Annotated in this window: 25 protein-coding genes; 16 read left to right on the top strand and 9 right to left on the bottom strand. The window is 62.5% G+C overall.

Going from position 1 to position 24120, the window contains the following annotated elements:
* Nucleotides 1-197 precede the first annotated feature (197 nt).
* Genes minC through minE form a run of 3 tightly spaced genes read left to right on the top strand, consistent with a single transcriptional unit; the run spans nt 198 to nt 2042 of the window.
* On the top strand, nt 198-935 hold the full coding sequence (minC, locus tag CD932_RS11465; RefSeq protein WP_094442753.1) for a septum site-determining protein MinC: 738 nt from the start codon (nt 198-200) through the stop codon (nt 933-935).
* A gap of 38 nt (nt 936-973) precedes the next feature.
* Entirely contained in the window at nt 974-1789 is an 816-nt protein-coding gene (gene minD / locus CD932_RS11460) for a septum site-determining protein MinD (RefSeq protein ID WP_094442752.1), read from the top strand.
* Between the two features lies 1 nt (nt 1790).
* Nucleotides 1791-2042 (top strand): cell division topological specificity factor MinE, encoded by a 252-nt coding sequence (gene minE / locus CD932_RS11455; protein ID WP_094442751.1) that lies wholly within the window; start codon nt 1791-1793, stop codon nt 2040-2042.
* 8 nt (nt 2043-2050) lie between these two features.
* Here the strand turns inward: minE and CD932_RS11450 are convergent, their stop codons facing one another.
* Nucleotides 2051-2554: a hypothetical protein gene (locus CD932_RS11450; protein WP_094442750.1), complete on the bottom strand. Its 504-nt coding sequence runs from the start codon at nt 2552-2554 to the stop codon at nt 2051-2053.
* Between the two features lie 166 nt (nt 2555-2720).
* Between CD932_RS11450 and CD932_RS11445 the strand changes: the two genes are divergently transcribed.
* The 7 genes from CD932_RS11445 to CD932_RS11415 all read left to right on the top strand — a co-directional run bounded on the left by CD932_RS11445 (nt 2721) and on the right by CD932_RS11415 (nt 10305).
* Entirely contained in the window at nt 2721-3425 is a 705-nt protein-coding gene (locus CD932_RS11445) for a response regulator transcription factor (protein ID WP_094442749.1), read from the top strand.
* A gap of 72 nt (nt 3426-3497) precedes the next feature.
* Nucleotides 3498-4772, top strand: coding sequence for a glutamyl-tRNA reductase (hemA, locus tag CD932_RS11440; protein ID WP_094442748.1), 1275 nt, complete (start codon nt 3498-3500; stop codon nt 4770-4772).
* 84 nt (nt 4773-4856) lie between these two features.
* The gene (prfA, locus tag CD932_RS11435) at nt 4857-5933 is read left to right on the top strand and encodes a peptide chain release factor 1 (protein ID WP_094442747.1); all 1077 of its coding nucleotides are present in this window, start codon (nt 4857-4859) and stop codon (nt 5931-5933) included.
* 189 nt (nt 5934-6122) lie between these two features.
* The gene (locus CD932_RS11430) at nt 6123-6593 is read left to right on the top strand and encodes a disulfide bond formation protein B (protein ID WP_094442746.1); all 471 of its coding nucleotides are present in this window, start codon (nt 6123-6125) and stop codon (nt 6591-6593) included.
* A gap of 11 nt (nt 6594-6604) precedes the next feature.
* Nucleotides 6605-7435 carry a peptide chain release factor N(5)-glutamine methyltransferase gene (gene prmC / locus CD932_RS11425; RefSeq protein ID WP_094442745.1) on the top strand — a complete coding sequence of 277 codons (831 nt, stop codon included), beginning with the start codon at nt 6605-6607 and terminating at the stop codon, nt 7433-7435.
* A 216-nt stretch (nt 7436-7651) separates the two neighbouring features.
* The gene (gshA, locus tag CD932_RS11420) at nt 7652-9235 is read left to right on the top strand and encodes a glutamate--cysteine ligase (RefSeq protein WP_094442744.1); all 1584 of its coding nucleotides are present in this window, start codon (nt 7652-7654) and stop codon (nt 9233-9235) included.
* A 26-nt stretch (nt 9236-9261) separates the two neighbouring features.
* Complete coding sequence (locus CD932_RS11415; RefSeq protein WP_094442743.1) at nt 9262-10305, top strand: histone deacetylase family protein; 1044 nt, start codon at nt 9262-9264, stop codon at nt 10303-10305.
* Here CD932_RS11415 and CD932_RS11410 read toward each other — a convergent pair whose 3' ends face one another.
* Nucleotides 10306-11091 (bottom strand): LytTR family DNA-binding domain-containing protein, encoded by a 786-nt coding sequence (locus CD932_RS11410; protein WP_254926555.1) that lies wholly within the window; start codon nt 11089-11091, stop codon nt 10306-10308. It lies immediately after the preceding gene.
* The gene (locus tag CD932_RS11405; RefSeq protein ID WP_176460928.1) at nt 11084-12337 is read right to left on the bottom strand and encodes a sensor histidine kinase; all 1254 of its coding nucleotides are present in this window, start codon (nt 12335-12337) and stop codon (nt 11084-11086) included. Before CD932_RS11405 ends, CD932_RS11410 begins: the two co-directional genes overlap by 8 nt.
* Nucleotides 12338-12613: 276 nt before the next feature.
* On the opposite strand from CD932_RS11405, the gene CD932_RS11400 reads away from it, so the two are divergent.
* The 3 genes from CD932_RS11400 to CD932_RS11390 all read left to right on the top strand — a co-directional run bounded on the left by CD932_RS11400 (nt 12614) and on the right by CD932_RS11390 (nt 14286).
* A complete protein-coding gene (locus CD932_RS11400) occupies nt 12614-13039 on the top strand; it encodes an organic hydroperoxide resistance protein (RefSeq protein WP_094442740.1) in 426 nt (141 codons plus the stop codon).
* A 105-nt stretch (nt 13040-13144) separates the two neighbouring features.
* Entirely contained in the window at nt 13145-13618 is a 474-nt protein-coding gene (locus tag CD932_RS11395) for a GNAT family N-acetyltransferase (RefSeq protein WP_094442739.1), read from the top strand.
* A complete protein-coding gene (locus CD932_RS11390) occupies nt 13615-14286 on the top strand; it encodes a diphthine--ammonia ligase (RefSeq protein WP_094442738.1) in 672 nt (223 codons plus the stop codon). The genes CD932_RS11395 and CD932_RS11390 overlap by 4 nt, the downstream gene beginning before the upstream one ends.
* Nucleotides 14287-14352: 66 nt before the next feature.
* On the opposite strand, the gene CD932_RS11385 is transcribed toward CD932_RS11390, so the two are convergent.
* Together CD932_RS11385 and CD932_RS11380 are read right to left on the bottom strand one after the other, a co-directional pair.
* A complete protein-coding gene (locus CD932_RS11385; protein ID WP_094442737.1) occupies nt 14353-14817 on the bottom strand; it encodes an FKBP-type peptidyl-prolyl cis-trans isomerase in 465 nt (154 codons plus the stop codon).
* Between the two features lie 164 nt (nt 14818-14981).
* Entirely contained in the window at nt 14982-16871 is a 1890-nt protein-coding gene (locus tag CD932_RS11380; protein ID WP_094442736.1) for a potassium transporter Kup, read from the bottom strand.
* 238 nt (nt 16872-17109) lie between these two features.
* Between CD932_RS11380 and rarD the strand changes: the two genes are divergently transcribed.
* Together rarD and ettA are read left to right on the top strand one after the other, a co-directional pair.
* A complete protein-coding gene (rarD, locus tag CD932_RS11375) occupies nt 17110-17994 on the top strand; it encodes an EamA family transporter RarD (RefSeq protein WP_094443594.1) in 885 nt (294 codons plus the stop codon).
* Nucleotides 17995-18070: 76 nt separating this feature from the next.
* On the top strand, nt 18071-19741 hold the full coding sequence (gene ettA, locus CD932_RS11370; protein ID WP_094442735.1) for an energy-dependent translational throttle protein EttA: 1671 nt from the start codon (nt 18071-18073) through the stop codon (nt 19739-19741).
* Nucleotides 19742-19813: 72 nt separating this feature from the next.
* Here the strand turns inward: ettA and CD932_RS11365 are convergent, their stop codons facing one another.
* Together CD932_RS11365 and CD932_RS11360 are read right to left on the bottom strand one after the other, a co-directional pair.
* Nucleotides 19814-20395: an outer membrane beta-barrel protein gene (locus tag CD932_RS11365; protein WP_254926554.1), complete on the bottom strand. Its 582-nt coding sequence runs from the start codon at nt 20393-20395 to the stop codon at nt 19814-19816.
* 200 nt (nt 20396-20595) lie between these two features.
* Nucleotides 20596-20958 (bottom strand): hypothetical protein, encoded by a 363-nt coding sequence (locus CD932_RS11360; protein WP_094442734.1) that lies wholly within the window; start codon nt 20956-20958, stop codon nt 20596-20598.
* 256 nt (nt 20959-21214) lie between these two features.
* Between CD932_RS11360 and CD932_RS11355 the strand changes: the two genes are divergently transcribed.
* Nucleotides 21215-22678, top strand: coding sequence for a sensor domain-containing diguanylate cyclase (locus CD932_RS11355; protein ID WP_094442733.1), 1464 nt, complete (start codon nt 21215-21217; stop codon nt 22676-22678).
* Nucleotides 22679-22680: 2 nt separating this feature from the next.
* Here CD932_RS11355 and CD932_RS11350 read toward each other — a convergent pair whose 3' ends face one another.
* Both CD932_RS11350 and CD932_RS11345 read right to left on the bottom strand, forming a co-directional pair.
* On the bottom strand, nt 22681-23514 hold the full coding sequence (locus CD932_RS11350) for a Rossmann-like and DUF2520 domain-containing protein (RefSeq protein WP_094442732.1): 834 nt from the start codon (nt 23512-23514) through the stop codon (nt 22681-22683).
* Between the two features lie 6 nt (nt 23515-23520).
* Nucleotides 23521-24108, bottom strand: coding sequence for a DUF924 family protein (locus CD932_RS11345; protein ID WP_094442731.1), 588 nt, complete (start codon nt 24106-24108; stop codon nt 23521-23523).
* Nucleotides 24109-24120: the final 12 nt, after the last annotated feature.

Below are 24120 nucleotides of genomic sequence, written 5' to 3'. Positions count from 1 at the left end.
CTGCTTCCAGGGCGGCGCACCGGTTTGCCGGGGCGCCGCCCTTGGTTTTTTGATGCCAAGCATATATTGCCTTACGCAATAGCAACCGTGCGGCCCCTGACAGCGTTTTTTTTGCAGTAGAATGCAAGAAATTTACTGCTTTCCATGTGAACAGATAAAGCACCTGGCCTTCCGCAGTTTCACTCTGAACAACGTTTATGTCCAAAAGCCTGCCGCAGAAGCCCATCGAAATCAAGATTTCCACCGTCGTTGCCGTCTCGGCCATCGTGCATGGCGCCGATCCGCAGGCACTCGATGGCGCGCTGCGCGACATGACCGGTGGCGTGGCCGATTTTTTCGAAGATGACCTGGCGGTGCTCGATGTGGCCGACCTGGCGCCCGGCGACACGCCCGTCGACTGGGCCGCGCTGGTGGCCTTGCTGAAAAAGTACCGCTTGAATGCCGTGGCCGTGCGCAATGCCACGCCGGCGATGCATGAAGCCATCCTGGCGCAGGGCCTGAGCCTGGACAGCGGCAAGACGCGCGACGATGCGCCGGCCAAGGACGGCCCGACCCTGGCGGCCGAGTCGGGCGCCGAAGCGCAGGTGATGGTGATCGACACGCCGGTGCGCGCCGGCCAGCGCATTTATGCGCGCGGCTGCGACCTGATCATCACGGCGGTCGTCAACAATGGCGCCGAAATCATCGCCGACGGCAGTATCCACGTGTATTCCTCGCTGTATGGCCGCGCGCTGGCCGGCGCCTCGGGCAATCCGCAGGCGCGCATCTTTGCGCTGGCGATGGAGCCGGAACTGGTGTCGATCGCCGGCGTGTACCGCACCTTCGAAGACGGCTTTACGCCGGAGATGAAGCGCGGACCGGCGCAAATTCGCCTGGCTGGCGACAGAATCGAGATACACTCCGTGAAACCGGTCACCCCCGTCAACCGCTCTTGAGCTGGACAACTCCGAGAGATATCTGAAAAGGATTATTTGTGGCAAGAATTATTGTTGTGACGTCCGGCAAGGGCGGTGTCGGTAAAACCACCTCCAGCGCCAGTTTTTCCTCTGGCCTGGCCATGCGCGGTCACAAGACAGCCGTGCTCGACTTCGACGTGGGCCTGCGCAATCTCGACCTGATCATGGGTTGCGAGCGCCGCGTGGTCTATGACCTGATCAATGTGATCAATAAAGAGGCGACCCTGAATCAGGCGCTGATCAAGGACAAGCACTGCGACAACCTGTTCATCCTGCCCGCCTCGCAAACACGCGACAAGGACGCCTTGAGCGAAGAAGGCGTGGAACGCGTGTTGAACGAATTGATCGACATGGGCTTCGAATTCATCGTCTGCGATTCGCCGGCCGGCATCGAACATGGCGCATTGATGGCGCTCACCTTCGCCGACGAAGCGCTCATCGTCACCAATCCGGAAGTGTCGTCGGTACGCGATTCGGACCGCATCCTCGGCATCCTGCAAGCGAAGTCGCGCCGTGCGCAGACTGGCGCCGAACCGGTCAAGGAGCACTTGCTGATCACCCGCTATGCGCCAAAGCGCGTGGAATCGGAAGAAATGCTGTCCTACCAGGACGTGCAGGAAATCCTGCGCATCCCGCTGCTGGGCATCATTCCGGAATCGGAGCAAGTGCTGGCCGCCTCGAACCAGGGCAATCCGGCGATTCACTTCAAGGGCACCGACGTGGCGCAAGCCTATGAAGACGTGGTCTCGCGCTTCCTCGGCGAAGAAGTGCCACTGCGCTTCACCAATTATGAAAAGCCTGGCTTGTTCCAGCGCATTTTTGGGACGAAGTGATATGGCCTTGCTTTCTTTCCTGTTCCCACCCAAACCGAAAACGGCGAGCGCGGCCAAGGAACGCCTGCAGATCATCATCGCGCGTGAACGCAGCGGCCGCGACGGCCCCGACTTCCTGCCGGCCCTGCACAAGGAACTGATCGAAGTCATTTCCAAATACACCAAGGTCAGCGCCGAAGACATCACCATTTCGCTGGACCGCCAGGGCAACCTGGAAGTGCTCGACGTGAATGTGGTGTTGCCGGACGCCTGAGGTTTTACTCAGCTCGGCCGCACCGTCATCAACTCCTGCGCCACCGCCGCGCAGGCGCTGACGTGCTGGTTGCCGATCTGGCGAAACACGGCGTAGCCGAGCGCCGCCGCCACGGCCTGGCCGGCGAACGGCACGAAGCGGGCAACCTGCTTGCTGGCCAGTTTCACGCCGCTGCGCTTGAGCAGGTGGAGGATCAGTTCGCGCGTCACCAATTTTCCTACCAGCATGCCGCCCATGCCGATCGCCACGCGATAGGCCATCAGCTTGAACTGCGGGTTCAGTTTTTCGATCTGCTCCGGCGTCAGGCCGAATTCATGGTTGATATCGTTGATCAGCATCGACAGCAGGCCCACGTCGGACATCAGGTCGATGCCCGGGATCGGGATGGCCGAGGCACCGGCGGACATGATGGCGCGGCGGCCCACCAGGCGGCGGCAGCGCTCGCGCGCCTGTTCGATTTCGGCCAGGCTGCCCGGGATCAGGTTCCAATCGGTATCGGTATTGTCTGGCATACGGTTTCTCCACGCGGTAAAGACAAGCCCGAGTGTAACGGAAAGCCCGGGCTTTTCGATTTCACTGGACACAGTTGCAATCTCTGTTATATTTCATGAGAGCATTCCTTAACATTACGATAAGCAGCGCGGCCCGTCTGTTTGTTGTTACACATTCCAGTCAATTATGCGAATTGCCGTACTCGATAGCGACCATAGCCAGGCAGAACTGATCTGCCAGGTGCTCACTGCGGCAGGTCATGCTTGCCATGAATTCCAGAGCGCCAAAGACATGCTGGGGCAATTGCGCAAGGACAGTTGCGACATGCTGATCCTCGACTGGCAGGTCAGCGATCTCGATGGCGCCGAAGTGCTGCGCCGCGCACGCGAAAAACTGGCGCCCAAGGCGCCGGTGTTGTTTATGACCAACAGCGCGGGTGAAGACGATATCGTCGCCGGCATCAAGGCCGGCGCCGACGACTACCTGGTCAAACCCTTGCGGCGCAGCGAACTGGCGCTGCGCGCCCAGGCCCTGCTGCGCATGGCGTACCCGACCCAGAACAGCGCCGAGCAACTGCAATTTGGCAACTACACCTTTGAAACGCGCGCCGGCCGCCTGCTGATGGATGGCGAACCGCTCGACGTGACGCACAAGGAATTCGCCCTGGCGCTGCTGTTTTTCCGCAACCTGGGCCGGCCCCTGTCGCGCGCCTATATTCACGAAGCGGTCTGGCAACGCGAAACGGCCCTGCCGTCGCGCACCATGGACACCCACGTTTCGCGCGTGCGCAACAAGCTGCAACTGAAACCCGAGCACGGTTATCGCCTGGTGCCGGTCTACAGCTACGGCTACCGGCTGGAAAAACTGAACAGCCAGCCGGCAAATGCCTGAGCCGCTCGAGCCTGCTCAAGCAACGGGCACAAAGCGCTATAATGTCGGCATACGTCATCCCTACGTCCTGAAATGCAACTGCTAGCCGTCGGCCTCAATCACACCACCGCACCAGTGTCGCTCCGCGAACAGCTGGCGTTTTCGCCTGAGCATCTGGGCCAGGCGGTGGTGGCGGCGCGCACCTGGTTCCAGCGCATCGACCTGCGCGACAATGACGAAGCGGCAATTTTATCGACTTGCAACCGCACCGAGCTGTATGCGGCCAGCAAGGTGCCGAACCCGCTCGACGCCGGCGCCCATTTCCTGGCCGACTATCACAAGCTCAACTACAGCGAGCTGCGCCCGCATCTGTACATGCTGCCGCAGCACGACGCCGTGCGCCACACTTTCCGCGTCGCCTCCGGGCTCGATTCGATGGTACTGGGCGAAACGCAGATCCTCGGCCAGATCAAGGACGCCATCCGCACCGCCGATGAAGTCGGCGGCCTGGGCACTTATCTGCACCAGCTGTTCCAGCGCAGCTTTTCGGTGGCCAAGGAAGTGCGCAGCACCACCGAGATCGGCGCCCACAGCGTGTCGATGGCGGCCGCCGCCGTGCGCCTGTCGCAGCGCATCTTCGACAAGATCGCCGAGCAAAATGTGCTGTTTATCGGCGCAGGCGAAATGATCGAGCTGTGCGCCACGCACTTTGCCGCGCAAAATCCGAACAGCATCACGATTGCCAACCGCACCATGGACCGCGGCGAGGCGCTGGCCCACCGCTTCAACGGCCGCGCGATCCGCCTGGCCGACCTGCCCGAGAAACTGCACCAGTTTGACATCGTCATCTCGTGCACGGCGTCGTCATTGCCGCTGCTGGGCCTGGGCCTGGTCGAGCGCGCCATCAAGGCACGCCGCCACAAGCCCATGTTCATGGTCGACCTGGCCGTGCCGCGCGATATCGAAACGGAAGTGGGCCGCCTGAACGATGTGTTCCTGTACACGGTCGACGACCTGGGCAAGGTGGTGCAGACGGGCCTGGAAAGCCGCCAGGCGGCCGTGGCGCAAGCCGAGGCCATCATCGAGACGCGCGTGCAATCGTTCATGAGCTGGATCGACGACCGCGCCATGGTGCCGGTAATCCAGGATCTGCATGAAAGCAGCGAAGCGTTGCGCCAGATGGAAGTTGAACGCGCGCGCAAGATGCTGGCCAAGGGCGCCGATATCGACGCCGTGCTGGAAGCGCTGTCAAAAGGCCTGACGGCCAAGTTCATGCACGGCCCGCAACAGGCCCTGCACCGCGCGCAAGGCGACGAGCGCAAGCAACTGGCCACCCTGCTGCCGAAACTGTTCCGTCCGCGCCGTTAGCGCAGCCCGCTGGCCGTCCTGCGGCCTGCGCTTTCCAGTGCGCCCACGGTGTACGCCCTCTTTTACCCCCTATATTGAATTGCTATGAAACCATCCATGCTGTCCAAGCTTGATCAACTGGCGAACCGCCTGGTTGAACTCGATGAACTGTTGATGCACCAGGACGCCACCTCGAATATGGACAGCTACCGCAAGATGACGCGCGAACACGCGGAGCTGGGCCCGCTGGTGGCGCTGTACCATTCCTACCAGGAGGCCGGCCATGACATCGTCACGGCGCAGGAAATGCTGGCCGACCCCGACATGAAGGACTTCGCGCAGGAAGAGATCGAGGCGGCGAAAACCACCATGACCCGGCTCGAACGCGAACTGCAGACCATGCTGCTGCCGAAAGACGCGAATGACGAGCGCAATATTTTCCTGGAAATTCGCGCCGGCACCGGCGGCGATGAGTCGGCCCTGTTCGCCGGCGACCTGCTGCGCATGTACACGCGCTTTGCCGAGCGCAACCGCTGGCAGGTGGAGCTGGTGTCGGCGTCCGACTCCGACCTGGGCGGCTACCGCGAAGTGATCGTGCGCCTGGTCGGCAATGGCGCCTATTCCAAATTGAAATTCGAATCGGGCGGCCACCGCGTGCAGCGCGTGCCGGCCACCGAAACGCAGGGCCGCATCCACACCTCGGCCTGCACCGTGGCCGTGATGCCGGAAGCGGACGAAGTGGAAGACGTCAATATCAACCCGGCCGACTTGCGCATCGATACCTATCGCGCCTCGGGCGCCGGCGGCCAGCACATCAACAAGACCGACTCGGCCGTGCGGATTACCCACCTGCCGACCGGTATCGTGGTCGAATGCCAGGACGACCGCAGCCAGCACAAGAACAAGGCGCAGGCGATGAAGGTGCTGGCGGCGCGCATCAAGGACGTACAGCTGCGCGAGCAGCAGTCGACAGAGGCGGCCACGCGCAAGAGCCTGATCGGCTCGGGCGACCGCAGCGAGCGCATCCGTACCTACAACTTTCCGCAAGGGCGCATGACGGATCACCGCATCAACCTGACCTTGTATAAACTGGACTTCATCATGGATGGCGATTTGACGGAACTGACCAATGCGTTGGCGGCAGAGCACCAGGCCGAATTGCTGGCGGCGCTGGGCGATTAAAAAGCGTCCATGGCTGCGTTGCATTGCCTAGCCGTACTTATTCGTACTGTCTTCGGCAATGCGCCTTGCCCTGAACACTTTTTACAGCGCCCAAGCCATATGGTGGTTTAAGTAGCGGCTAAACAGCAGATTTTTGCGCCTGTGCGAAAATGCACGGCTAACATTCCCATCCACCTCACCGTGTCGCCCATGAAAAATTCACGCACCGTCTTACTCCTTGTCGCCGCCCTGTGCTTTGTCATGCTGGGCGTGGCCATGTATCTGCAGCATGTAATGAACATGGCGCCGTGCCCGCTGTGCGTGATCCAGCGCTATCTGTTCATCGCCATTGCCGTCGGCTGCCTGATCGGCGCGGCCTCGACAACGCCGAAGCCCGGCGCGGCGATTGGCCTGCTGGCGTCGCTGGGCGGGCTGGGCGTGGCCGGCAAGCATTTGTATGTGCTGGCCCATCCGGGGTTTTCCTGCGGCATCGATCCGGTGGAAACGACGCTGAACAAGATTTTTACGGCGCAATATATGCCGTTCATGTTTGAATCGTATGGCGCCTGCGAAAACGCGGGCGAGGCGTTTATCGGCCTGTCTATCCCGCAATGGGCGTTTGCCTGGTTCGCCATCTTTGCCCTCGGCTTGCTGTGGACCTTGCTGCGCCGCCAAAAATAATTGAAAGCATCATGACCGCCACCTTGATCCCCGCCGGCAGCACCGTCGGCGCCCTGCAACAGCGATCGCTGCTCGACGCGGTCGATAACCGCATCCTGCTCAGCCATGCGCTGGGTCTGTCGCGCGTGGGCCTGATCACGCAGTCCGAACGCGTGCTGACGGGCGACGAGGCGCAACGCCTGTCCACCCTGATGGAACGCCGTCTGCGTGGCGAGCCGGTGGCCTATATCGTCGGCCAGCGCGAATTTTTCGGCCTGCCGTTTGCCGTCAGCGACGCCGTGCTGATCCCGCGCCCCGACACCGAGGTGCTGGTGGAACTGGCGCTGGAGCGCTTGCCGCCGGGCGGGCGCGTGCTCGACATGGGCACCGGCAGCGGCGCCATCGCCGTGGCCCTGGCCCATACCCGGCCCGACGCGGTGGTGACAGCGCTCGACGTGAGCAGCGCGGCGCTGGCCGTGGCGCGGCGTAACGCCAGCGCCAACGGCGTCAATATCACCTTCATGGCCAGCGACTGGTTCAGCGCGCTGGGCACGGAAAAATTTGATCTGATCGTCTCGAACCCGCCGTATATCGCCAGCGGCGACCGCCACCTGGCCGAAGGCGATCTGCGCTTCGAGCCGTCCGGCGCGCTGACCGACCATGCCGACGGCCTGTCGGCGCTGCGCACCATCGTCGCCGGCGCCGCGCGCCACCTGGCACCCAAGGCCTGGCTGCTGATGGAGCATGGCTACGACCAGGCCGCTTCCGTGCGCCAGTTGCTGGTCGAGGCAGGCTTCAACCAATCGCAAAGCTGGCGCGACCTGGCCAACATAGAACGTGTAAGTGGCGCCCGCCACGGCTGAAGTATTTCCATCTCTTGCCACCCGCTTGACCGCGCGACGCGCCGTCAAGCGCCCGGTTTGTTAAAATATCAAGCGATTCCTGACCGCCGCCCGCGCCCTGCTGCCCCGGGCGCAGGCGGACGGCACGACGCTTTTTGCGACAGCGCCAACGCAGTTGCGCATTTTCGGTTAATCTCAGCACCACATTTATTTGCTGTACAAGAAAGGAAGCTCAAATTGCCCAACCTGTTGACACGCCGCCTGGCATTGCTGACCGAAGATGCCAACCGCGCGCTGCTGGGCGGCTTGCGCGGCATCGAGCGTGAAACCCTGCGCGTCGATCACGCCGGCCATCTGGCTTCCACGCCGCATCCGATTGCGCTCGGTTCGGCCCTGACCCACCCTGAAATCACCACCGACTACGCCGAAACGCTGCTCGAATTCATTACCCCGGCTGAAAGCGACATCGCCGTCACGCTCGACAAGCTCGACACCGTGCACCGCCATGCCTACAGCCGCCTGGGCGATGAACTGCTGTGGAGCCAGTCGATGCCGGGCGAGTTGCCGTCAGAACAAGATATCGAGATCGCCAACTACGGCAGCTCGAACATGGGCATGCTCAAGCATGTGTATCGCCGCGGCCTGGCGCTGCGCTATGGCAAGGCCATGCAGTGCATCGCCGGCATCCATTACAACTATTCGCTGGCCGAAGGCCTGTGGCAACTGCTGGCAGCACATGAATCGGCCAGCGCCGCCTCGGCGAAGGACGTGCAGTCGGCCAGCTACCTGGCGACGATCCGCAATTTCCGCCGCTACAGCTGGCTCTTGATGTATCTGTTCGGCGCCTCGCCGGCGCTGGCGTCCGGCTTTTTGCGCGGCCGTGCGCACAAACTCGACACCCTGTCCGGCGACACCCTGTATCTGCCCTACGCCACCAGCCTGCGCATGAGCGACCTGGGCTACCAGAACGACGCCCAGTCGGGCCTGCGTCCGCATGAAAACAGCCTCGACGACTACGTCAACGCACTGACGAACGCCGTCAACGAGCCGTATGCGCCATATGCGGAACTGGGCACCAGGAAAGACGGCGAATGGATACAGCTGTCGACCAATGTGCTGCAGATCGAAAACGAGTACTATTCAACCATCCGCCCCAAGCGCGTGATCCGTACGGGCGAGCGTCCGATCCAGGCGCTGTGTCTGCGCGGCGTGCAATATATCGAAGTGCGCTGCATGGATGTCGATCCGTTCGAACCGGTCGGCATCAGCCTGCCGACGGGCCGCTTCCTCGACGCCTTCCTGCTGTTCTGTGCCCTGGATGAGAGCGCGCCGATATCAAACGAACAGAGCGCCTGCTACACGGCCAACTTCGCGCGCACCGTCAAGGAAGGCCGCAGGCCTGGCCTCACCCTGCGCCGCGACGGTGAAGATATCGGTTTGCAGGCCTGGGGCGAGGAGCTGCTGGCGCGCATCGCGCCGGTGGCCGCCTTGCTCGACGAGCGCCATGGCGGCACCGAACACGCCGACAGCCTGGCCGCGCAAGCGCGCAAGCTGGCGGACCCGGATGCGACGCCGTCGGCGCGCGTGCTGCGCGCACTGCGCGCCAACGGCGGCTCATTTGCCGCTTTCGGTTTGCAGCAAAGCGAGCGCCATGCGGCGTTTTTCCGCGCCCGGCCTTTGCTGCCCGAACAAAGCAGCTACTTTGATCAGCTGGCCGCAACGTCGCTGGCCGAACAGCATGCCATGGAAGCGGCGCCGCAAGGCAGCTTCGACGACTATGTTGCCGCCTACCGCGCCAGCACCCTGTGTTCGCACACCTGACCCGATAACCTCTCGCAAAGCGCCCGATGCTGACCTTCTATAACGAACTGCACAGCCAGCATCGGGCCCGCTACGAAATGTTCCGTGGCGAACTCGTGCCCTGCTTCGAAGTCCCGGAACGGGCCGACATGGTGGTAGCCGAACTGGGCCGGCGCAATCTTGGCCGCATCGTCACGCCGCACGGCGTGCCGCTCATGTCCCTGGAGCGCATCCACACGCCGCGCTACCTGCATTTCCTGCGCCACGCCTGGCACGACTGGCTGGCGCTCGACCCCGACAACGCCAACCGCGACGCCGTGCCGTCCGTCTGGCCGGTGCGCACCTTGCGCAGCGATATCGAACCGGACAATTTCACGGCCAGGCTGGGCCTGTATTCGATGGACAATGGCACACCGCTGACAAGCGGCACCTGGACCGCCGCCAAGACCGGCGCCGACTGCGCCGTCAATGCAGCCCACGCGCTGCGCCTCGGCGAACGGGCCACCTTTGCCCTGACGCGCCCGCCGGGCCACCATGCCGGCGCCGATTTTTTTGGCGGCTACTGCTTCCTCAATAACGCCGCGCTGGCGGCCCAGCACCTGCTTGACGACGGCGCGCGCCGGGTCGCCATCCTCGACCTCGATTACCACCACGGCAATGGCACCCAGAGCATTTTCTATGCGCGCAACGATGTGCTGTTCGTCTCCATGCACGCCGACCCGCGCCAGGAATATCCGTTTTACCTGGGCCATGCCGATGAGACGGGGCTTGACGCCGGATTGGGCTATAACGTCAACCTGCCGCTGCCGGCCGGCTGCCCGGCGGCGCAGTGGTTCACGGCGCTGGAAACGGCCTGCCTGCGCATCACCATGTACGCCCCCGACGCGCTGGTGGTGTCTCTGGGCGTGGACACCTATGCGGGCGATCCGCTGTCGCATTTCACCCTGCAAAGCGGCGACTACCTGCGCCTCGGCGAACGTCTCGCCTACCTGAACCTGCCAACCGCGTTTATCCTTGAAGGCGGCTATGCGGTCAAGGAACTCGGCATCAATGTGGTCAATGTGCTCGAAGGGTTCGAAACGGCGGAATAATCACATGTTCCGGAACAGCGCCATGAACGGCTGGCTCACCGTCAGCGTTTCGGGCCGCGTTTTCAGACGCAACAGGCCACGGCCCGTGTCGTCGCGCGTGACCGACGCCACCGCCTTCATGTTGACAATGGTCGAGCGGTGGACCTGCTTGAAGACGGCCGGGTCGAGCGTGTCGAGCAGTTCGCGTATCGGCTTCCTCAGCAAGGACTCGCCATCGGCCGTCATGACCGCCGTGTACTTGGTGTCGGACTGGAAATAGGCGATATCGTCGACCATGATCAATTTGGTGTCCTTGCCGCTGCTGGCCGTCAGCCACACCAGCGGCGGCGCCTTGGCCACCGCCGGCAAGGCCAGCGTCAGTTGCTGCAGCAGCGCCGCCAGCGCAACATCGGGTGCGGCTCCTTTGGCCGCGCGCGCCTCGATGCGCTCGCGACAAGCCTGCAGGCGCGGCCGCGCCACCGGTTTCAGCAGGTAGTCGACTGCACCCTTGTCGAAGGCGGCGATCGCATACTGGTCGTAGGCCGTGATGAACACCACCTGCGTCGATGGACTGGCTTCCTGCGCGCCGGCCGCCACTTCCAGGCCGGACAGGCCCGGCATGCGGATATCGAGCAGGGCCACGTCGGGCCGGAAGCTGGCGATTGCCTCCAGGGCCGCGCCGCCGTCGTCGCAGGCGGCCACCACGTGCAGTTCGGGCCACACTTCGGCCAACAAGGTGAGCAGCGCTTCGCGCAGCAGCGTTTCGTCTTCGGCGACGACGCAGGTCATGGGTTTTGCGTTAGCCATATGCAGCTCCTCTGGCTGTGCTGTCCGGCACGGTGATGGTGGCGGCCACGCCGCCAGGGAAATTCGACACAATGCTGAACAACGCCGCGTCGCCATAGGTCAGGCGCAGCCGTTCGCGCACATTGCGCAGGCCGATGCCGGTGCCGCCGCCATGGTCGCTGAAACCCTGGCCATCGTCGGCCACCGTGATGGCGACCGTGCCCTCGCCGGCGCGCGCCAGGATCCAGACAGTGCCGCCGCCGCTTTTCGGCTCCAGTCCGTGCTTGATGGCGTTTTCCACCAGCGTTTGCAGCATCATCGGCGGCAGCTCCACCTGTTTCAGATACTGCGGCACTTCGATCTGCAAATTGAGGCGGCTGCCCATGCGGATTTTCAAAATATCGAGATAGGCGCGCGCGCGCTCCAGCTCCACGCCGAGGCTCGACATGGCGCTTTCGGTGCGCGGCAGGGAGTGGCGCAGATATTCGATCAGATTGCCCAGCATCTCGTCGGCGCGCGCCGGGTCGCTGCGCGTGAGCAGCTGGGCGCTGGCCAGGGTGTTGTACAAAAAATGCGGCTCGACCTGGGCGTGCAGCAGGCTCAGCTTGGCGACCGTCAGCTCCTTCTCCGTCACCGTCAGGCGCGCCTCGGCCTGCTCGCCACGGCGCCGCTGCGCCACGCGCCGGGTAATGGCGCGCGTCACCGCTTCGGCGTTTTCCAGGTTGGTGCCATGGTCGACCAGGAACCAGTCGGTCCAGGCCGTGCGCGCCGGCTCGCAGATCAGGGTCACGCTGCCCGCTTCGCCATTCGGCGTGACGGTGGCCAGGATCTGGTTCGGGCGCGGCTCGAAAAAATTGAGCAGATGCCAGCGCGGCGCGCCCGACTGCGTGTACGGCGCCGGGCGGCGCACGCGCGCCTGCACCTGCAGGCTGTCGCGCGCGCTTTCGAGCATTTCGCTGCCCGGCAGTTCGCGGATGGCCGCGTCGATCAGGTCGAACGTTTCGCCGGCCTCGAACGGCACTTCGATCTGGCGCCGCTGGCGGCAAGGCAAGGTGGCGCCATTGACCTGGCCGGCCACCAGGCGCACGCGGCGCACATGCGAAAACGCATTGAGCGCGGCAAAGGCGCCCAGCAGGCCGGCCGTACCAACGACAAAACCTGCGAAATGAGCATCCGGCAGCAGGCCATTGAGCACGATCGCGGCGATCAGCGCATACGCGGCGAGGCTGGCCAGCGCAAGGCGGAAAATGAAGAAGAAGCTGGTCATTATGGGGTCCCGGAGGCGTTGAGGTGAGCACAGCATAGCGAGCCGCGCACGCAGCGCGCTAATTATGCGACGGAAGACATATATCGGCGACGGAAGCAAAGAAATAAAGCTTCGGCGATCAGATATTTCGATAAAAATCGCTTGCAATTAAATAGTACACGACATATATTGCAGACATGGACGCCGTATTGCAGATGTTTCAGATGGGCTTCCCGGGTGAGTACCCACAAGTAGCACACTATTTAGTCGTTAACTATTTAATCAAGGAGCACTACCATGTCGATCCAACAAGTCCTGTACCGCGCCGTAGCGACCGCCACCGGAGGCCGCGAAGGCCGCGCCGTCTCGTCCGATAACGTGCTCGACGTGAAACTGACCACGCCGAAAGAACTGGGCGGCAACGGCGCCGTCGGCACCAATCCTGAACAACTGTTCGCCGCCGGCTACTCGGCCTGCTTTATCGGCGCCATGAAATTCGTTGCCGGCCGCGACAAGATCGCCCTGCCAGCAGACTTGTCGATCACGGGCACGGTCGGTATCGGCGCCATCGAAACGGGCTTCGGCATCGAAGTCGAACTGAACATCTCGCTGCCAGGCATGGAGCGCGCCGCTGCCGAAGCACTGGTCGCCGCTGCGCATATCGTGTGCCCTTACTCGAATGCTACCCGTGGCAATATCGACGTCACGCTCACCATCGTTTAAGCACCCGGCATTGCCAATAAAAACCGCGCGGCCATCAGGCAGCGCGGTTTTTTTTCGTTCCGGCCTATAAAATGGCGCTCTTTTACTGATTTCTCCGGAGCACGCATGATCACCTGGCAATGGCATACCTTCGATGAACTGGGCCCGCGCGGCCTGTACCAGGTGCTGGCGCTGCGCCAGCGCGTGTTCGTGCTCGAGCAGCAGTGCCTGTACCAGGACCTGGACGGCCATGACCAGGCCGCCATGCATCTGCTGGGCTGGCAGGAGGTCGATGGCCGCCCGCAACTGGCCGCGTATCTGCGCGTGCTGGCGCCGGGCGCCAAGTATGGCGAGATGTCGCTGGGCCGCGTGCTGACGGCGCCCGAGGCGCGCACCACCGGCGCCGGCAAGCAGTTGCTACTGGAGGGTATCGCGCGCGCCGTACGCCTGCATCCGGGCCATGCGATCCGCATCGGCGCGCAGCAGTACCTGGAGCGTTTTTACCAGTGCTTCGGTTTCGTCACCGTCAGCGCGCCCTATGATGAAGACGGTATACAGCATATCGACATGCTGCGCCCGGCCGAGGCGGTGGCGCCATGATGCAAGCCTTGATTTCCTGGAGCGGCGGCAAGGATTCCTGCCTGGCGCTGTGGCGCGCGCGCGCTGCCGGCATGAGCGTGCCGCTGCTGGTCACGGCCATGGATGAAGACGGACGCAAGTCGCGCTCGCACGGCGTGACGCCAGAACTGCTCGAGGCGCAGGCGGCCAGCCTGGGCGCGCGCCTGCGGCGCTATAACGCCAGCTGGGCCAGTTATGAAGCACAGTTCATCACCATGCTGCGCGCCGCCAAAGCCGAGGGCATAGCTCACGCGCTGTTTGGCGATATCGACCTGCAGCCGCACCGCGACTGGGAAGAAAAAGTCTGCGCCAGCGCCGGCCTGCAAGCCCATCTGCCACTGTGGGGCGAAAACCGCCTGGCGCTGGTCGAGGAATTTCTGGCGGCCGGCTTCAAGGCCATCGTCGTGTGCATCAACGGCACGCATCTTGCACCGGAGTTTTGCGGGCGCGAATTCGACGCCGCATTCCTTGCCGACCTGCCCCCGGGGGTGGACGCCTGCGGCGAAAATGGCGAGTTCCATACCTTTGTCTACGACGGCCCGGCCTTCAGCGCGCCGGTGGCGCTCCAGCGCACGCAGGTGCTGCGCTACGATGCGCCGCCCGATCTCGGCGGCGCCACCTATTATTTCCAGGAACTGGCGCCGGCGTAAAACCTGGCTTGAGATGCAAAACGGGCGGCCCGCAGGCCGCCCGTTGCAAGTCGAACCGTCACCGCATCAAGACTTGGGCGTGAGCGTCACCAGGGTGACATCGAACACCAGGCCGGCATAGGCAGGAATGGTCGGCGGGCTGCCGTTCGGACCATAGCCGAGGCTGGACGGAATCGTCAGGCGGCGCGTGCCCCCGACCTTCATGCCGACCAGGCCCTGATCCCAGCCGGGAATGACGATGCCCTTGCCCAGCTGAACAGAAAAACCTGCTCCGGGCTTGGTGGCGTCGAACTGGGTACCCTTGTTATCCGGCTTGCCCGAGTTGTACAGCCAACCCGTGTAGGTGACGATCAGGGTGTCGCCGGCGGCGGCGGCGGCGCCCGTGCCCACCGTCAGATCGGTGACGATCAGATCCTTCACCTGGGTGGCTGGATCGATGACGACCGCCTTCTTGTCGTTCGCGGCGCTACCGCAGGCGGTCAAGGCAAAGACACAAGCGACGGAGGCGATCAACTGAAATACCGATTTCATGGTTTCCCTTTACAGATTGGAGTGTGACGCAAGCCCGTGCGATGCGGACCATGCGGGCTGCAGTTTAACAGGATAAACAGGGCCAACTTGTAAGCAGACGTAAGCGGGCAGGCCGATGCGTGGTTCCCGCAACACTGGCAGGATCACGATAGCGGCCGGCCGCCTCAGATTTCCACCTGCGTGCCCAGCTCGATCACCCGGTTGCTGGGGATCTGATAGTAGTCGGCCGCCGTGCGCGCATTGCGCGACATGGTGACGAACAGATGTTCGCGCCATGGCATCATGCCCGAATCCGGCGTTGAAATAATGGTCTGGCGGGCGATAAAGAACGACGTTTCCATCATTTCAAAGGTGAAGTCGGCACCCTCCCCTTCGCGCTGCGCCAGCGCCAGCGCGGCGGGAATATCCGGTTCATCCTTGAAACCGTAATGCACATTGACCTGGTAGCACTGGTGGCCCAGGTCGAGCACATTGACCTGCTCGGCGCGCGGCACCCACGGCTCCTCGTGCATGAAGACCGTCAGGAAGATCACGCGCTCGTGCAGCACCTTGTTGTGCAGCAGGTTGTGCAACAGCGCATGTGGCACGCCATCGCTTTCGCCGCGCAGGAAGATCGCCGTGCCCGGCACCCGCAGCGGCGGCGCGATAAACAGCGAGGCGAGGAAATCGTCGAGCGGAATCGCATGCCTTTCCAGGTTCTCGAACACCAGCTGGCGCCCGCGCTTCCAGGTCAGCATGACGATGAACAGGATGGAGCCCAGCAGCAGCGGGAACCAGCCGCCGTGGAACAGTTTGAGCGCGGTGGCCGACACCAGGTTGATGTCGATGATCAGGAAAAAGCCGGTCGCGGCCCAGCACAGGGCCAGGTTCATCTTCCAGCGGTAGCGGATCACGAAGAACGTCAGGATGGTGGTCGCCAGCATGGTGGCGGTGACGGCGATACCGTAGGCGGCGGCCAGGTTTTCCGAGGAGCCGAAACCGACCACGGCCAGCAGCACCACGCACAGTTGCAGCCAGTTCACGGCCGGAATGTAGATCTGGCCGATTTCGCTTTCCGAGGTATGACGCACGCGCATGCGCGGCAAAAAGCCCAGCGCGATGGCCTGCTTGGTCATCGAGAAGGTGCCGGAAATGGTCGCCTGCGAGGCGATCACGGTGGCCATGGTCGACAGGATCACCAGCGGGTAGACGCTCCAGGATCCCAGCTGCTGGTAAAACGGATTCGAGACCGCTTCCGGGTGCGCCAGCAGCAGGCCGCCCTGGCCCAGATAATTCAGCGCCAGCGCGGGAAAGGCGATCAGAAACCAGGCCAGGCGGATCGGCTTCTTGCCGAAGTGGCCCATGTCGGCATACAGCGCTTCGGCGCCCGTCAGCGCCAGCACCACCGCACCGAGCGCTACGAAGGCGACAAAACCGTTATTCATCAGGAAGGTCGCCGCATGCATGGGGTTCAGCGCGGCCAGCACTTGTGGCGACTTGATAATGTTGAGCACCCCCATGATGGCCAGCGCGGCAAACCACAGCACCATGATGGGCGCGAAATAACGACCGATGCCGGCGGTGCCGTGCGACTGCACCGAATACAGCGCCACCAGCACCATGATCGTCAGCGGCACCACATACGGGCTGAAGGCGGGCGTGGCCACTTCCAGACCTTCGATCGCCGACAGCACGGAAATGGCCGGCGTGATCACGCTGTCGCCGTAAAACAGGGTGGCGCCGAAGACGCCGATCACCATCAGCGGAAAATGCCAGCGCGACAGCTTGCTGACCGACGACAGCACCAGCGCCATCAGCGCCATGATGCCGCCCTCGCCGCGGTTGTCGGCGCGCAGCACCAGGGTCACGTACTTGAGCGAGACGATCAGGGTCAGGCCCCAGAAGATCAGCGAGACGATGCCCAGCAGGTTGTTGTGCGTGAGCGCCAGGCCGTGGGCCGGGTCGAACACGGTTTTCAGGGTATACAGCGGGCTGGTGCCGATATCGCCGTAGACGATGCCCACGGCCGCCAGCGTCATGCCGGCGAGACCGCTTTTTTTATGTTCCGACGTCAAGGTTGCACCCGTTTTTGTTTTGTTGCATCGCACAATATGATAGGTATTAGCAAATAGCAAGAGTATTTTTGCATGGTTTCGCAGCTGCCCCAAGGTCGTTTGTTGTTGGCCCCGACGCATCCGTGCAAGGCGTCGCGGCCCTCGATTTGTTGCCATTCTACGCTGCCCCGGAAGCGTCCGGCAGGCCATATTGATTTCAGCGATAATGACAGACTGTCTACTCTGTATGAAGCCGCTCATGAACCCAGGCATGTTGTACGCCTCCCTCGCTTTTTTGTGCTGGGGCCTGTTTCCACTGTACTTCCATGCCCTGGAAGAAGTCGCACCGCAAGAAATCCTGGCGCATCGCATGGTCTGGTCGCTGTTGTTTCTCGGTATCGTTCTGACTTTCCGCCGCCAGTGGGGCTGGCTGCGAACCTTGAAAAGCCAGCCGAAAGTGGTGGCCGGCTTCGTGGCCAGCGCGTTCCTGTTGTCGGCCAACTGGTTCATCTATATCTGGGCCGTCAACAACGGCCACGTGGTCGACGCCAGCCTCGGCTACTTTATTACCCCGTTGCTCAATGTCATGCTGGGCTTCCTGCTGCTGCATGAGCGCCTGCGCCGCGCGCAATGGATCGCCATCACGCTGGCCGGCTGCGGCGTGGCCTGGCTGACCTGGCAGGCCGGACAAGTGCCGTGGATCGCTCTGCTGCTGGCCGGCACCTTTGGCGGCTACGGCCTGCTGCGCAAGACGGCGGCGCTGGGTGCGCTCGAAGGCCTGTCGTTCGAAACCATGATTCTGTTCCCGCTGGCCCTGGCCTATCTGCTGTGGCTGAGCTGGCATGGCCAGAGCGGCTTCGTCAATACGGAGTCTTCCGCCACGCGCGCCCTGCTGCTCGCTTCCGGGCCGATCACGGCCATTCCGCTGCTGCTGTTCGCGGCCGGCGCGCGGCGCCTGCCGCTGGCCGTGCTGGGCTTGCTGCAATATATCGCGCCCACCGGCCAGCTCCTGATCGGCGTGTGGGTCTTCCATGAATCGTTTAGCGAGCAACGCATGCTGGGCTTCGTGGTGATCTGGACCGCGCTGGCCCTGTATGCGGCCGAAGGGCTGTGGATGAACCGCCGCGCCCGGCTGGCGGCCTAGCACGCATGCACAACGCTGGCCGGAAGCAGGCGTTTACCGTATCCTGTTCGTCTTTGTATAACACCCGAGATTTCTAATGGCTAATTACGTCTACACCATGAATCGCGTGGGCAAGATCGTCCCGCCCAAGCGCCAGATCCTGAAAGATATTTCCCTGTCCTTTTTTCCGGGCGCCAAGATCGGCGTGCTGGGCCTGAACGGTTCCGGTAAATCGACCCTGCTCAAAATCATGGCCGGCATCGATACCGACATCCAGGGCGAAGCCGTACCGATGCCGGGCCTGAACATCGGCTACCTGCCGCAGGAACCGCAGCTCGATGCGGACAAGACCGTGCGCCAGGAAGTTGAATCGGGACTGGGCGAAGTGTTCGAAGCACAAGCCAAGCTCGAAGCGGTGTACGCCGCCTATGCCGAGGAAGACGCCGATTTCGACGCCCTGGCCAATGAACAGGCGCGCCTGGAAGCGATCATCTCGACTTCCGACGGCGGCAACCTGAACCTGCAACTGGAAATGGCCGCCGACGCGCTGCGCCTGCCGCCATGGGACGCGAAAATCGGTGTCCTGTCCGGCGGCGAAAAGCGCCGCGTGGCACTGTGCAAGCTGCTGCTGTCAAAACCCGACATGCTGCTGCTCGACGAGCCAACCAATCACCTCGATGCGGAATCGGTCGACTGGCTGGAACAATTCCTGCTGCGCTTCCCCGGCACCGTGGTGGCCATCACCCACGATCGCTACTTCCTCGACAATGCGGCCGAGTGGATCCTGGAGCTCGACCGCGGCCACGGCATTCCATGGAAGGGCAACTATTCGACCTGGCTGGAGCAGAAGCAAGCCCGCCTGAAGCAGGAAGAGGCGACGGAATCGGCGCGCCAGAAAGCGCTGCAGAAAGAGCTGGAATGGTCGCGCCAGAACCCGAAGGCACGCCAGGCCAAGTCGAAAGCCCGCCTGGCCCGCTTCAATGAGCTGTCCGAGCACGAATACCAGAAGCGCAATGAAACCCAGGAGATCTTCATTCCCGTGGCCGAACGCCTGGGCAATGAAGTGATCGAATTCAAGAACGTGTCGAAAGCGTTCGGCGACCGCCTGCTGATCGACGACCTGAGCTTCACGATCCCTGCCGGCGCCATCGTCGGCATCATCGGCCCCAACGGCGCAGGTAAATCGACGCTGTTCAAGATGATCACCGGCAAGGAACAGCCGGACAGCGGCGAAGTCGTGATCGGCCAGACGGCGCGTGTGTCGATTGTCGACCAGAATCGCGGCGACTCGCTGTCGGACAACAAGACAGTGTTCCAGGACGTCTGCGGCGGCGCCGACATGCTGACCGTGGGCCGCTTCGAGATGCCGTCGCGCGCCTACCTGGGCCGCTTCAACTTCAAAGGTGGCGACCAGCAAAAAATCGTTGGCAACCTGTCCGGCGGTGAACGCGGCCGCCTGCACCTGGCCAAAACGCTGTTAATGGGCGGCAACGTCCTGCTGCTCGATGAACCGTCGAACGACCTGGACGTGGAAACCCTGCGCGCACTGGAAGACGCGCTGCTCGAGTTCGCCGGCAGCGTGATGGTCATTTCCCATGATCGCTGGTTCCTCGACCGTATCGCCACGCATATCCTGGCCTTCGAAGGCGATTCGCAAGTGAAATTCTTTGACGGCAACTATCAGGAATATGAAGCCGACAAGAAAAAACGCCTGGGTGAAGAAGGCGCCAAGCCCAAGCGCATCCGCTACAAGCCGCTGACCGTATAAGATTTATAGTCAGCAATGCAAAAAGGCAGTCACCATGGTGACTGCCTTTTTTTTCAGCACACGGCTGACAATTTAAAAATTGTAGCGGGCGCCAACGGCAAGGCCGGTAGCTTTATGACCCTGGTCGGCGCTCTTGCCGAAGTGTTCCACTTCCGCCGTCAGCGAGACTTTCTCGTTGATCGCGTACTGGGCCCCGAGCGAGGCGTAGACGCCGGTCTTGTTCTGGCCGCCGATGCCGCTCGACAGGCCAGAACCGCTCAGGCTGTTGTCGACGCGGGCGACACCAAGCTTGCCGAACACGCCGACTTTGTCGGTGACGGGCATGGTGGCCTTGCCGGCCAGGTAATAGCCGTGCGAATCGCCCTTCACGCTGCCGTTGTTGCCAGCGTTGTCGATATAGCTGTAGTTCTTGCTGCCGAAGTCGGCATAACCGCCCTCGACCGCCCAAGTCTGGTTCAGGTCGTAACCGGCAAAGAACTTGCCGCCGACTTTGGTGCCGCTATGGTTATCGGCGCTGGTGGCGCCAGGCACATTGAAATCATACCGGTTGGCGGTGACGCCGACACCCACATAAGGACCCTCTGCATGGGCAGCGCTCATGGCGGACATGGCGGTTACGGAAGCGATCATTGCAAACAGGATCTTTTTCATCATGTTCTCTCTTAAATAAGTTGAATTGCCTGGATTCGCAGTTCCAGCGAAATGCGATGTGTTCACGATAGCACTGTGAAAAACACACGTCCGTCTCCATTGCGTAAGAAATGTGACGAGATGTAAGCCAGGCAGTACAGACTGAAATAAAGAAGAAATGCGCAAAGTTAGGCTAACTTAAGCGAAACTTAAGAGAAGTTTCCTCAAGCATACGCTTCGGCCATCGACATGACTCTTGGCGTGACGGCGATGCCATGCTGCGCGAACAACTCGGTGATGGCGGCCAGGTTCTGCGTGCATTCCTCGCTTTTCCAGCCCTTGAAGAGGTCGGTGCCATCTTTCTGGAAATGCAGATCCAGCACCTTGCAGCCATCCTTGTGCAAATACGAGGAACTGTAGGTATTGTCGAAGCCCAACGCCTTGAGCTGGTCCAGCACGGCTTGCGGCGCCTGCTCGGGGTTGGTGGCCAGAAACACGCCGAAAGTCTTGCCGGGTGGCTTGGCGGCGATGTCGACATCATAAATGCCGGGCGCCTTGCTGCTGGATGTCGTCTTTAAAAATAACATGGAATGCTCCCTGCGCGTGTAGTCCAGCGCCTGAAGCCGGCGCCGTGACTGGGGTGGTGCGCTTGATTCCCAGCATCAAATGTTATTTCCAATCGACATCTTTGTCGACAGCGAGGCATTTTTATTTGATAAGTTGTGGTTATCTGGCCGTGATTGACTGTTCTGCCATTCAAGATTGCCTGTTAACATTGCACCGAGACAACTGCTGCTGCATACTTTTGCATTGCGCGCCGCCAGCCGACCTTCCCGAACCTCCATGCGTCTCTTGTCGAACAAGTACCGTCTGCTCTTGCTCCTGACGCTGATCCTGGCGGCCGGTTTTGTCGCTACCAGCCTGGCCAGCTACCTGGCCTCGCGCCAGGCCATCGAGCATGGCATTGCCGACCAGACCTTGCCGCTGACGGGCGACAATATCTACTCCGAGATCCAGAAAGACATGCTGCGCCCTGTCTTCATCTCGTCGCTGATGGCGCACGACACTTTCGTGCGCGACTGGATACTGGCCGGCGAAATCGATAGCCGGCAGATCGTGCGCTATCTGGCCGAAGTGAAAAAGAAGTACGGCGCCATCACCAGCTTCCTCATTTCTGACAAGAGCAGCAAATATTATTACGCCGAAGGCACGCTCAAATCAGTCAGCCCAAAGGCCGCGCGCGACATCTGGTATTACCGCGTGCGCAACATGACCGGCAGGGACTATGAAACCAATGTCGATATCGACATGGCCAACCGCGACAGCATGACAATCTTCATCAATCACCGCGTCCATGATTATGACGGGCGCTTTATCGGCGCCACCGGTATCGGCCTGACCCTGGACACGATGAGCCATATCATCGACCGCTACCAGGCGCGCTTTCACCGCAATATCTACTTTGTCGATGGCAAGGGGGCGATCGTACTCGCGGGCAAGACCATGCGCGAGAGAAACAAAGGCCAGGGCAATATCCGCAACCTTCCCGGCGTGCGCGATATCGCCGGCCAGATCCTCAACCGGCAAACCGAACCCACCCATTTGTCCTACCAGTGTGAGCACGCGCAAATCCTCGTCAACTCGCGCCATATTCCCGAACTGGGCTGGTACCTGGTGGTCGAGCAGAATGTCAGCGATGAAGTCAAATCCTTGCAGGGCGTGTTCATCCTGAACCTGGCCATCAGCTTTGGCGTGACCCTGCTGGTGCTGCTGCTGACCTTGCTAACCGTCAACCGCTACCAGCAGCGCATCGAGCGCATCGCCTCGACCGATGCGCTGACGGGGCTGCTGAACCGCCAGTCGCTGGAACTGCTGTTCCAGCGTGCCTCCCTGCAGTCCAGGCGCACGGCGCAGCCGCTGTCGGCCATCCTGTTCGATATCGATTTCTTCAAGCGCGTCAACGACACGCACGGCCATCTGTGGGGCGACAAGGTGATTGTGGGTGTGGCCGACGTGGCGCGCGCCACCGTGCGCGAAAACGACATCATCACGCGCTGGGGCGGCGAGGAATACCTGGTGCTGCTCAACAACTGCAGCCTGGCGCAGGCGCAACAGGTGGCCGAAGCCTTGCGCCTGGCCGTCGCCAGCCACGACTTCGGCTTGCCCGTGCCGCCATTGCCGGTGACCATCAGCCTGGGCGTGACCGTCTACCAGCACGCAGACAGCGAATCGGCCTTTTTTTCGCGCGCCGACAGCGCCCTGTACCAGGCCAAGGAAGCCGGCCGCAACTGCATGCAGACGGCCTGACGTTACGGCGATAGCGCGCGCTTGCGCGCCGCCAGCGCCACTGTCGGCGCCACCAGCGCTTCGTACAGGGCGCCGGTGGCGCCATCCCAGTGCGCCACCGCCTGCTGCTGCCTGGCCACTGTAGCCATGTCGCCGCGCGCGACCGGGCCGGTGAGCGCCGGCGCCGCGCCCAGGCGCAGCACATTGGCTACCGTTTCCGTCACCAAAGGCCCGGCCAGCTCGCGCGCCACCGCTTCCGGAATGCCGGCCGCCTGGTAGGCGCGCAAGGCCGCATCGAGCACCGTCACCAGGTAATTGCTGGCAAACACGGCGGCGGCGTGATACAGGGTCTTGGCGGCCGCATCGATCGGCACCGGGCGCGCGCCGACGGTGGTGAGCACGGGGGTCAGGAACGCCAGCGCCAGCGCATCGCCCTCGACGCCGCAATAGGTGCCATCGAAACTGGCCACTACTTGCTGCGGGTCGGCAAAGCTGCGGATCGGATGCACGCTGGCGACCGAGGCGCCGGCCTGGTGCGCCGCCAGCAGCAAATTGGACGCCAGCGCGCCGCTGCAGTGAAACACGATGGCGCCGGCCTGGTGCCCTTCGGCCACCAGCGCCGCACAGGCCGGCACGATCTGGTCGTCCGAGACGGCCAGCATGGTCACGTCGGCGCGGCGCAAGGCCGCATAGCTGTCGACGGCGGTACCGGCGCCAATAAAGCCGACCGCCTCGCGCGCCGAGTCCATCGAGCGCGTCAGCACGTCCTGTATCGCGATGCCTTCCACGCCGGCGAACAGGCGGCCCAGCACCCTGCCCACATGGCCGGCGCCGATGAGATTGACAGTGATATTCATGACGGGCTAAAAGCCGGAACCCGGCTGTTGCAGGAAAGCGGCTTCCTCGGGGGTGGAGTCGCGGCCCAGAATGGCGTTACGGTGCGGGAAGCGGCCGAAGCGGGCGATCACTTCCTGGTGGCGCTGCGCATAATCGAGCATGCTCTCGTAGCCCTCGCGCAACTGCGTCAGCAGCTGGAACAGTTCCACCGCGCGCGCCTGCATGGCCAGGTCTTCCGCATGTTCGAAAGGCATGTAGACAAACGCGCGCAAAGTCGGCTCCAGTTCCTGGTCCTGGCCGCTTTGCGTCAGCGCGATGGCCAGCGCCAACGCCTGCGGGTCGCCGGCAAACGCGCGCGGCGTGCCGCGGTACACATTGCGCGTAAACTGATCGAGCAACAAGATCTGCGCCAGCGCGCCGCGTGGCGTGGCGGCCCAGTCATGCAGGCCGCCGGCGATGGCGGTGTCGATCAGGGCGCCGAAGCGCTCGCGGATCTGCGCGTCGAACGCCTCGTCCTTGCGGAACCATTCGGCGCGCGACTGGCCGTGGGCGGGATTATCGGGAGCGAGAAACCAGAAATCGAGTACGTCCTGTGCCTGAGCCTGTGCATCCATGGTGATCCCTTG

The organism is Janthinobacterium sp. PC23-8 (assembly GCF_002250505.1).
Lineage (GTDB): Bacteria > Pseudomonadota > Gammaproteobacteria > Burkholderiales > Burkholderiaceae_D > Janthinobacterium.
This window is presented reverse-complemented; position numbering and strand designations above follow the sequence as displayed.

Coding starts and splice junctions, on each gene's coding strand:
- minC (WP_094442753.1), top strand. CDS start 198: ATGTCCAAAAGCCTGCCGCAGAAGCCCATCGAAATCAAGATTTCCACC.
- minE (WP_094442751.1), top strand. CDS start 1,791: ATGGCCTTGCTTTCTTTCCTGTTCCCACCCAAACCGAAAACGGCGAGC.
- CD932_RS11450 (WP_094442750.1), bottom strand. CDS start 2,554: ATGCCAGACAATACCGATACCGATTGGAACCTGATCCCGGGCAGCCTG.
- CD932_RS11445 (WP_094442749.1), top strand. CDS start 2,721: ATGCGAATTGCCGTACTCGATAGCGACCATAGCCAGGCAGAACTGATC.
- hemA (WP_094442748.1), top strand. CDS start 3,498: ATGCAACTGCTAGCCGTCGGCCTCAATCACACCACCGCACCAGTGTCG.
- prfA (WP_094442747.1), top strand. CDS start 4,857: ATGAAACCATCCATGCTGTCCAAGCTTGATCAACTGGCGAACCGCCTG.
- CD932_RS11430 (WP_094442746.1), top strand. CDS start 6,123: ATGAAAAATTCACGCACCGTCTTACTCCTTGTCGCCGCCCTGTGCTTT.
- prmC (WP_094442745.1), top strand. CDS start 6,605: ATGACCGCCACCTTGATCCCCGCCGGCAGCACCGTCGGCGCCCTGCAA.
- CD932_RS11415 (WP_094442743.1), top strand. CDS start 9,262: ATGCTGACCTTCTATAACGAACTGCACAGCCAGCATCGGGCCCGCTAC.
- CD932_RS11410 (WP_254926555.1), bottom strand. CDS start 11,091: ATGGCTAACGCAAAACCCATGACCTGCGTCGTCGCCGAAGACGAAACG.
- CD932_RS11405 (WP_176460928.1), bottom strand. CDS start 12,337: ATGACCAGCTTCTTCTTCATTTTCCGCCTTGCGCTGGCCAGCCTCGCC.
- CD932_RS11400 (WP_094442740.1), top strand. CDS start 12,614: ATGTCGATCCAACAAGTCCTGTACCGCGCCGTAGCGACCGCCACCGGA.
- CD932_RS11395 (WP_094442739.1), top strand. CDS start 13,145: ATGATCACCTGGCAATGGCATACCTTCGATGAACTGGGCCCGCGCGGC.
- CD932_RS11390 (WP_094442738.1), top strand. CDS start 13,615: ATGATGCAAGCCTTGATTTCCTGGAGCGGCGGCAAGGATTCCTGCCTG.
- CD932_RS11385 (WP_094442737.1), bottom strand. CDS start 14,817: ATGAAATCGGTATTTCAGTTGATCGCCTCCGTCGCTTGTGTCTTTGCC.
- rarD (WP_094443594.1), top strand. CDS start 17,110: ATGAACCCAGGCATGTTGTACGCCTCCCTCGCTTTTTTGTGCTGGGGC.
- ettA (WP_094442735.1), top strand. CDS start 18,071: ATGGCTAATTACGTCTACACCATGAATCGCGTGGGCAAGATCGTCCCG.
- CD932_RS11365 (WP_254926554.1), bottom strand. CDS start 20,395: ATGATGAAAAAGATCCTGTTTGCAATGATCGCTTCCGTAACCGCCATG.
- CD932_RS11360 (WP_094442734.1), bottom strand. CDS start 20,958: ATGTTATTTTTAAAGACGACATCCAGCAGCAAGGCGCCCGGCATTTAT.
- CD932_RS11355 (WP_094442733.1), top strand. CDS start 21,215: ATGCGTCTCTTGTCGAACAAGTACCGTCTGCTCTTGCTCCTGACGCTG.
- CD932_RS11350 (WP_094442732.1), bottom strand. CDS start 23,514: ATGAATATCACTGTCAATCTCATCGGCGCCGGCCATGTGGGCAGGGTG.
- CD932_RS11345 (WP_094442731.1), bottom strand. CDS start 24,108: ATGGATGCACAGGCTCAGGCACAGGACGTACTCGATTTCTGGTTTCTC.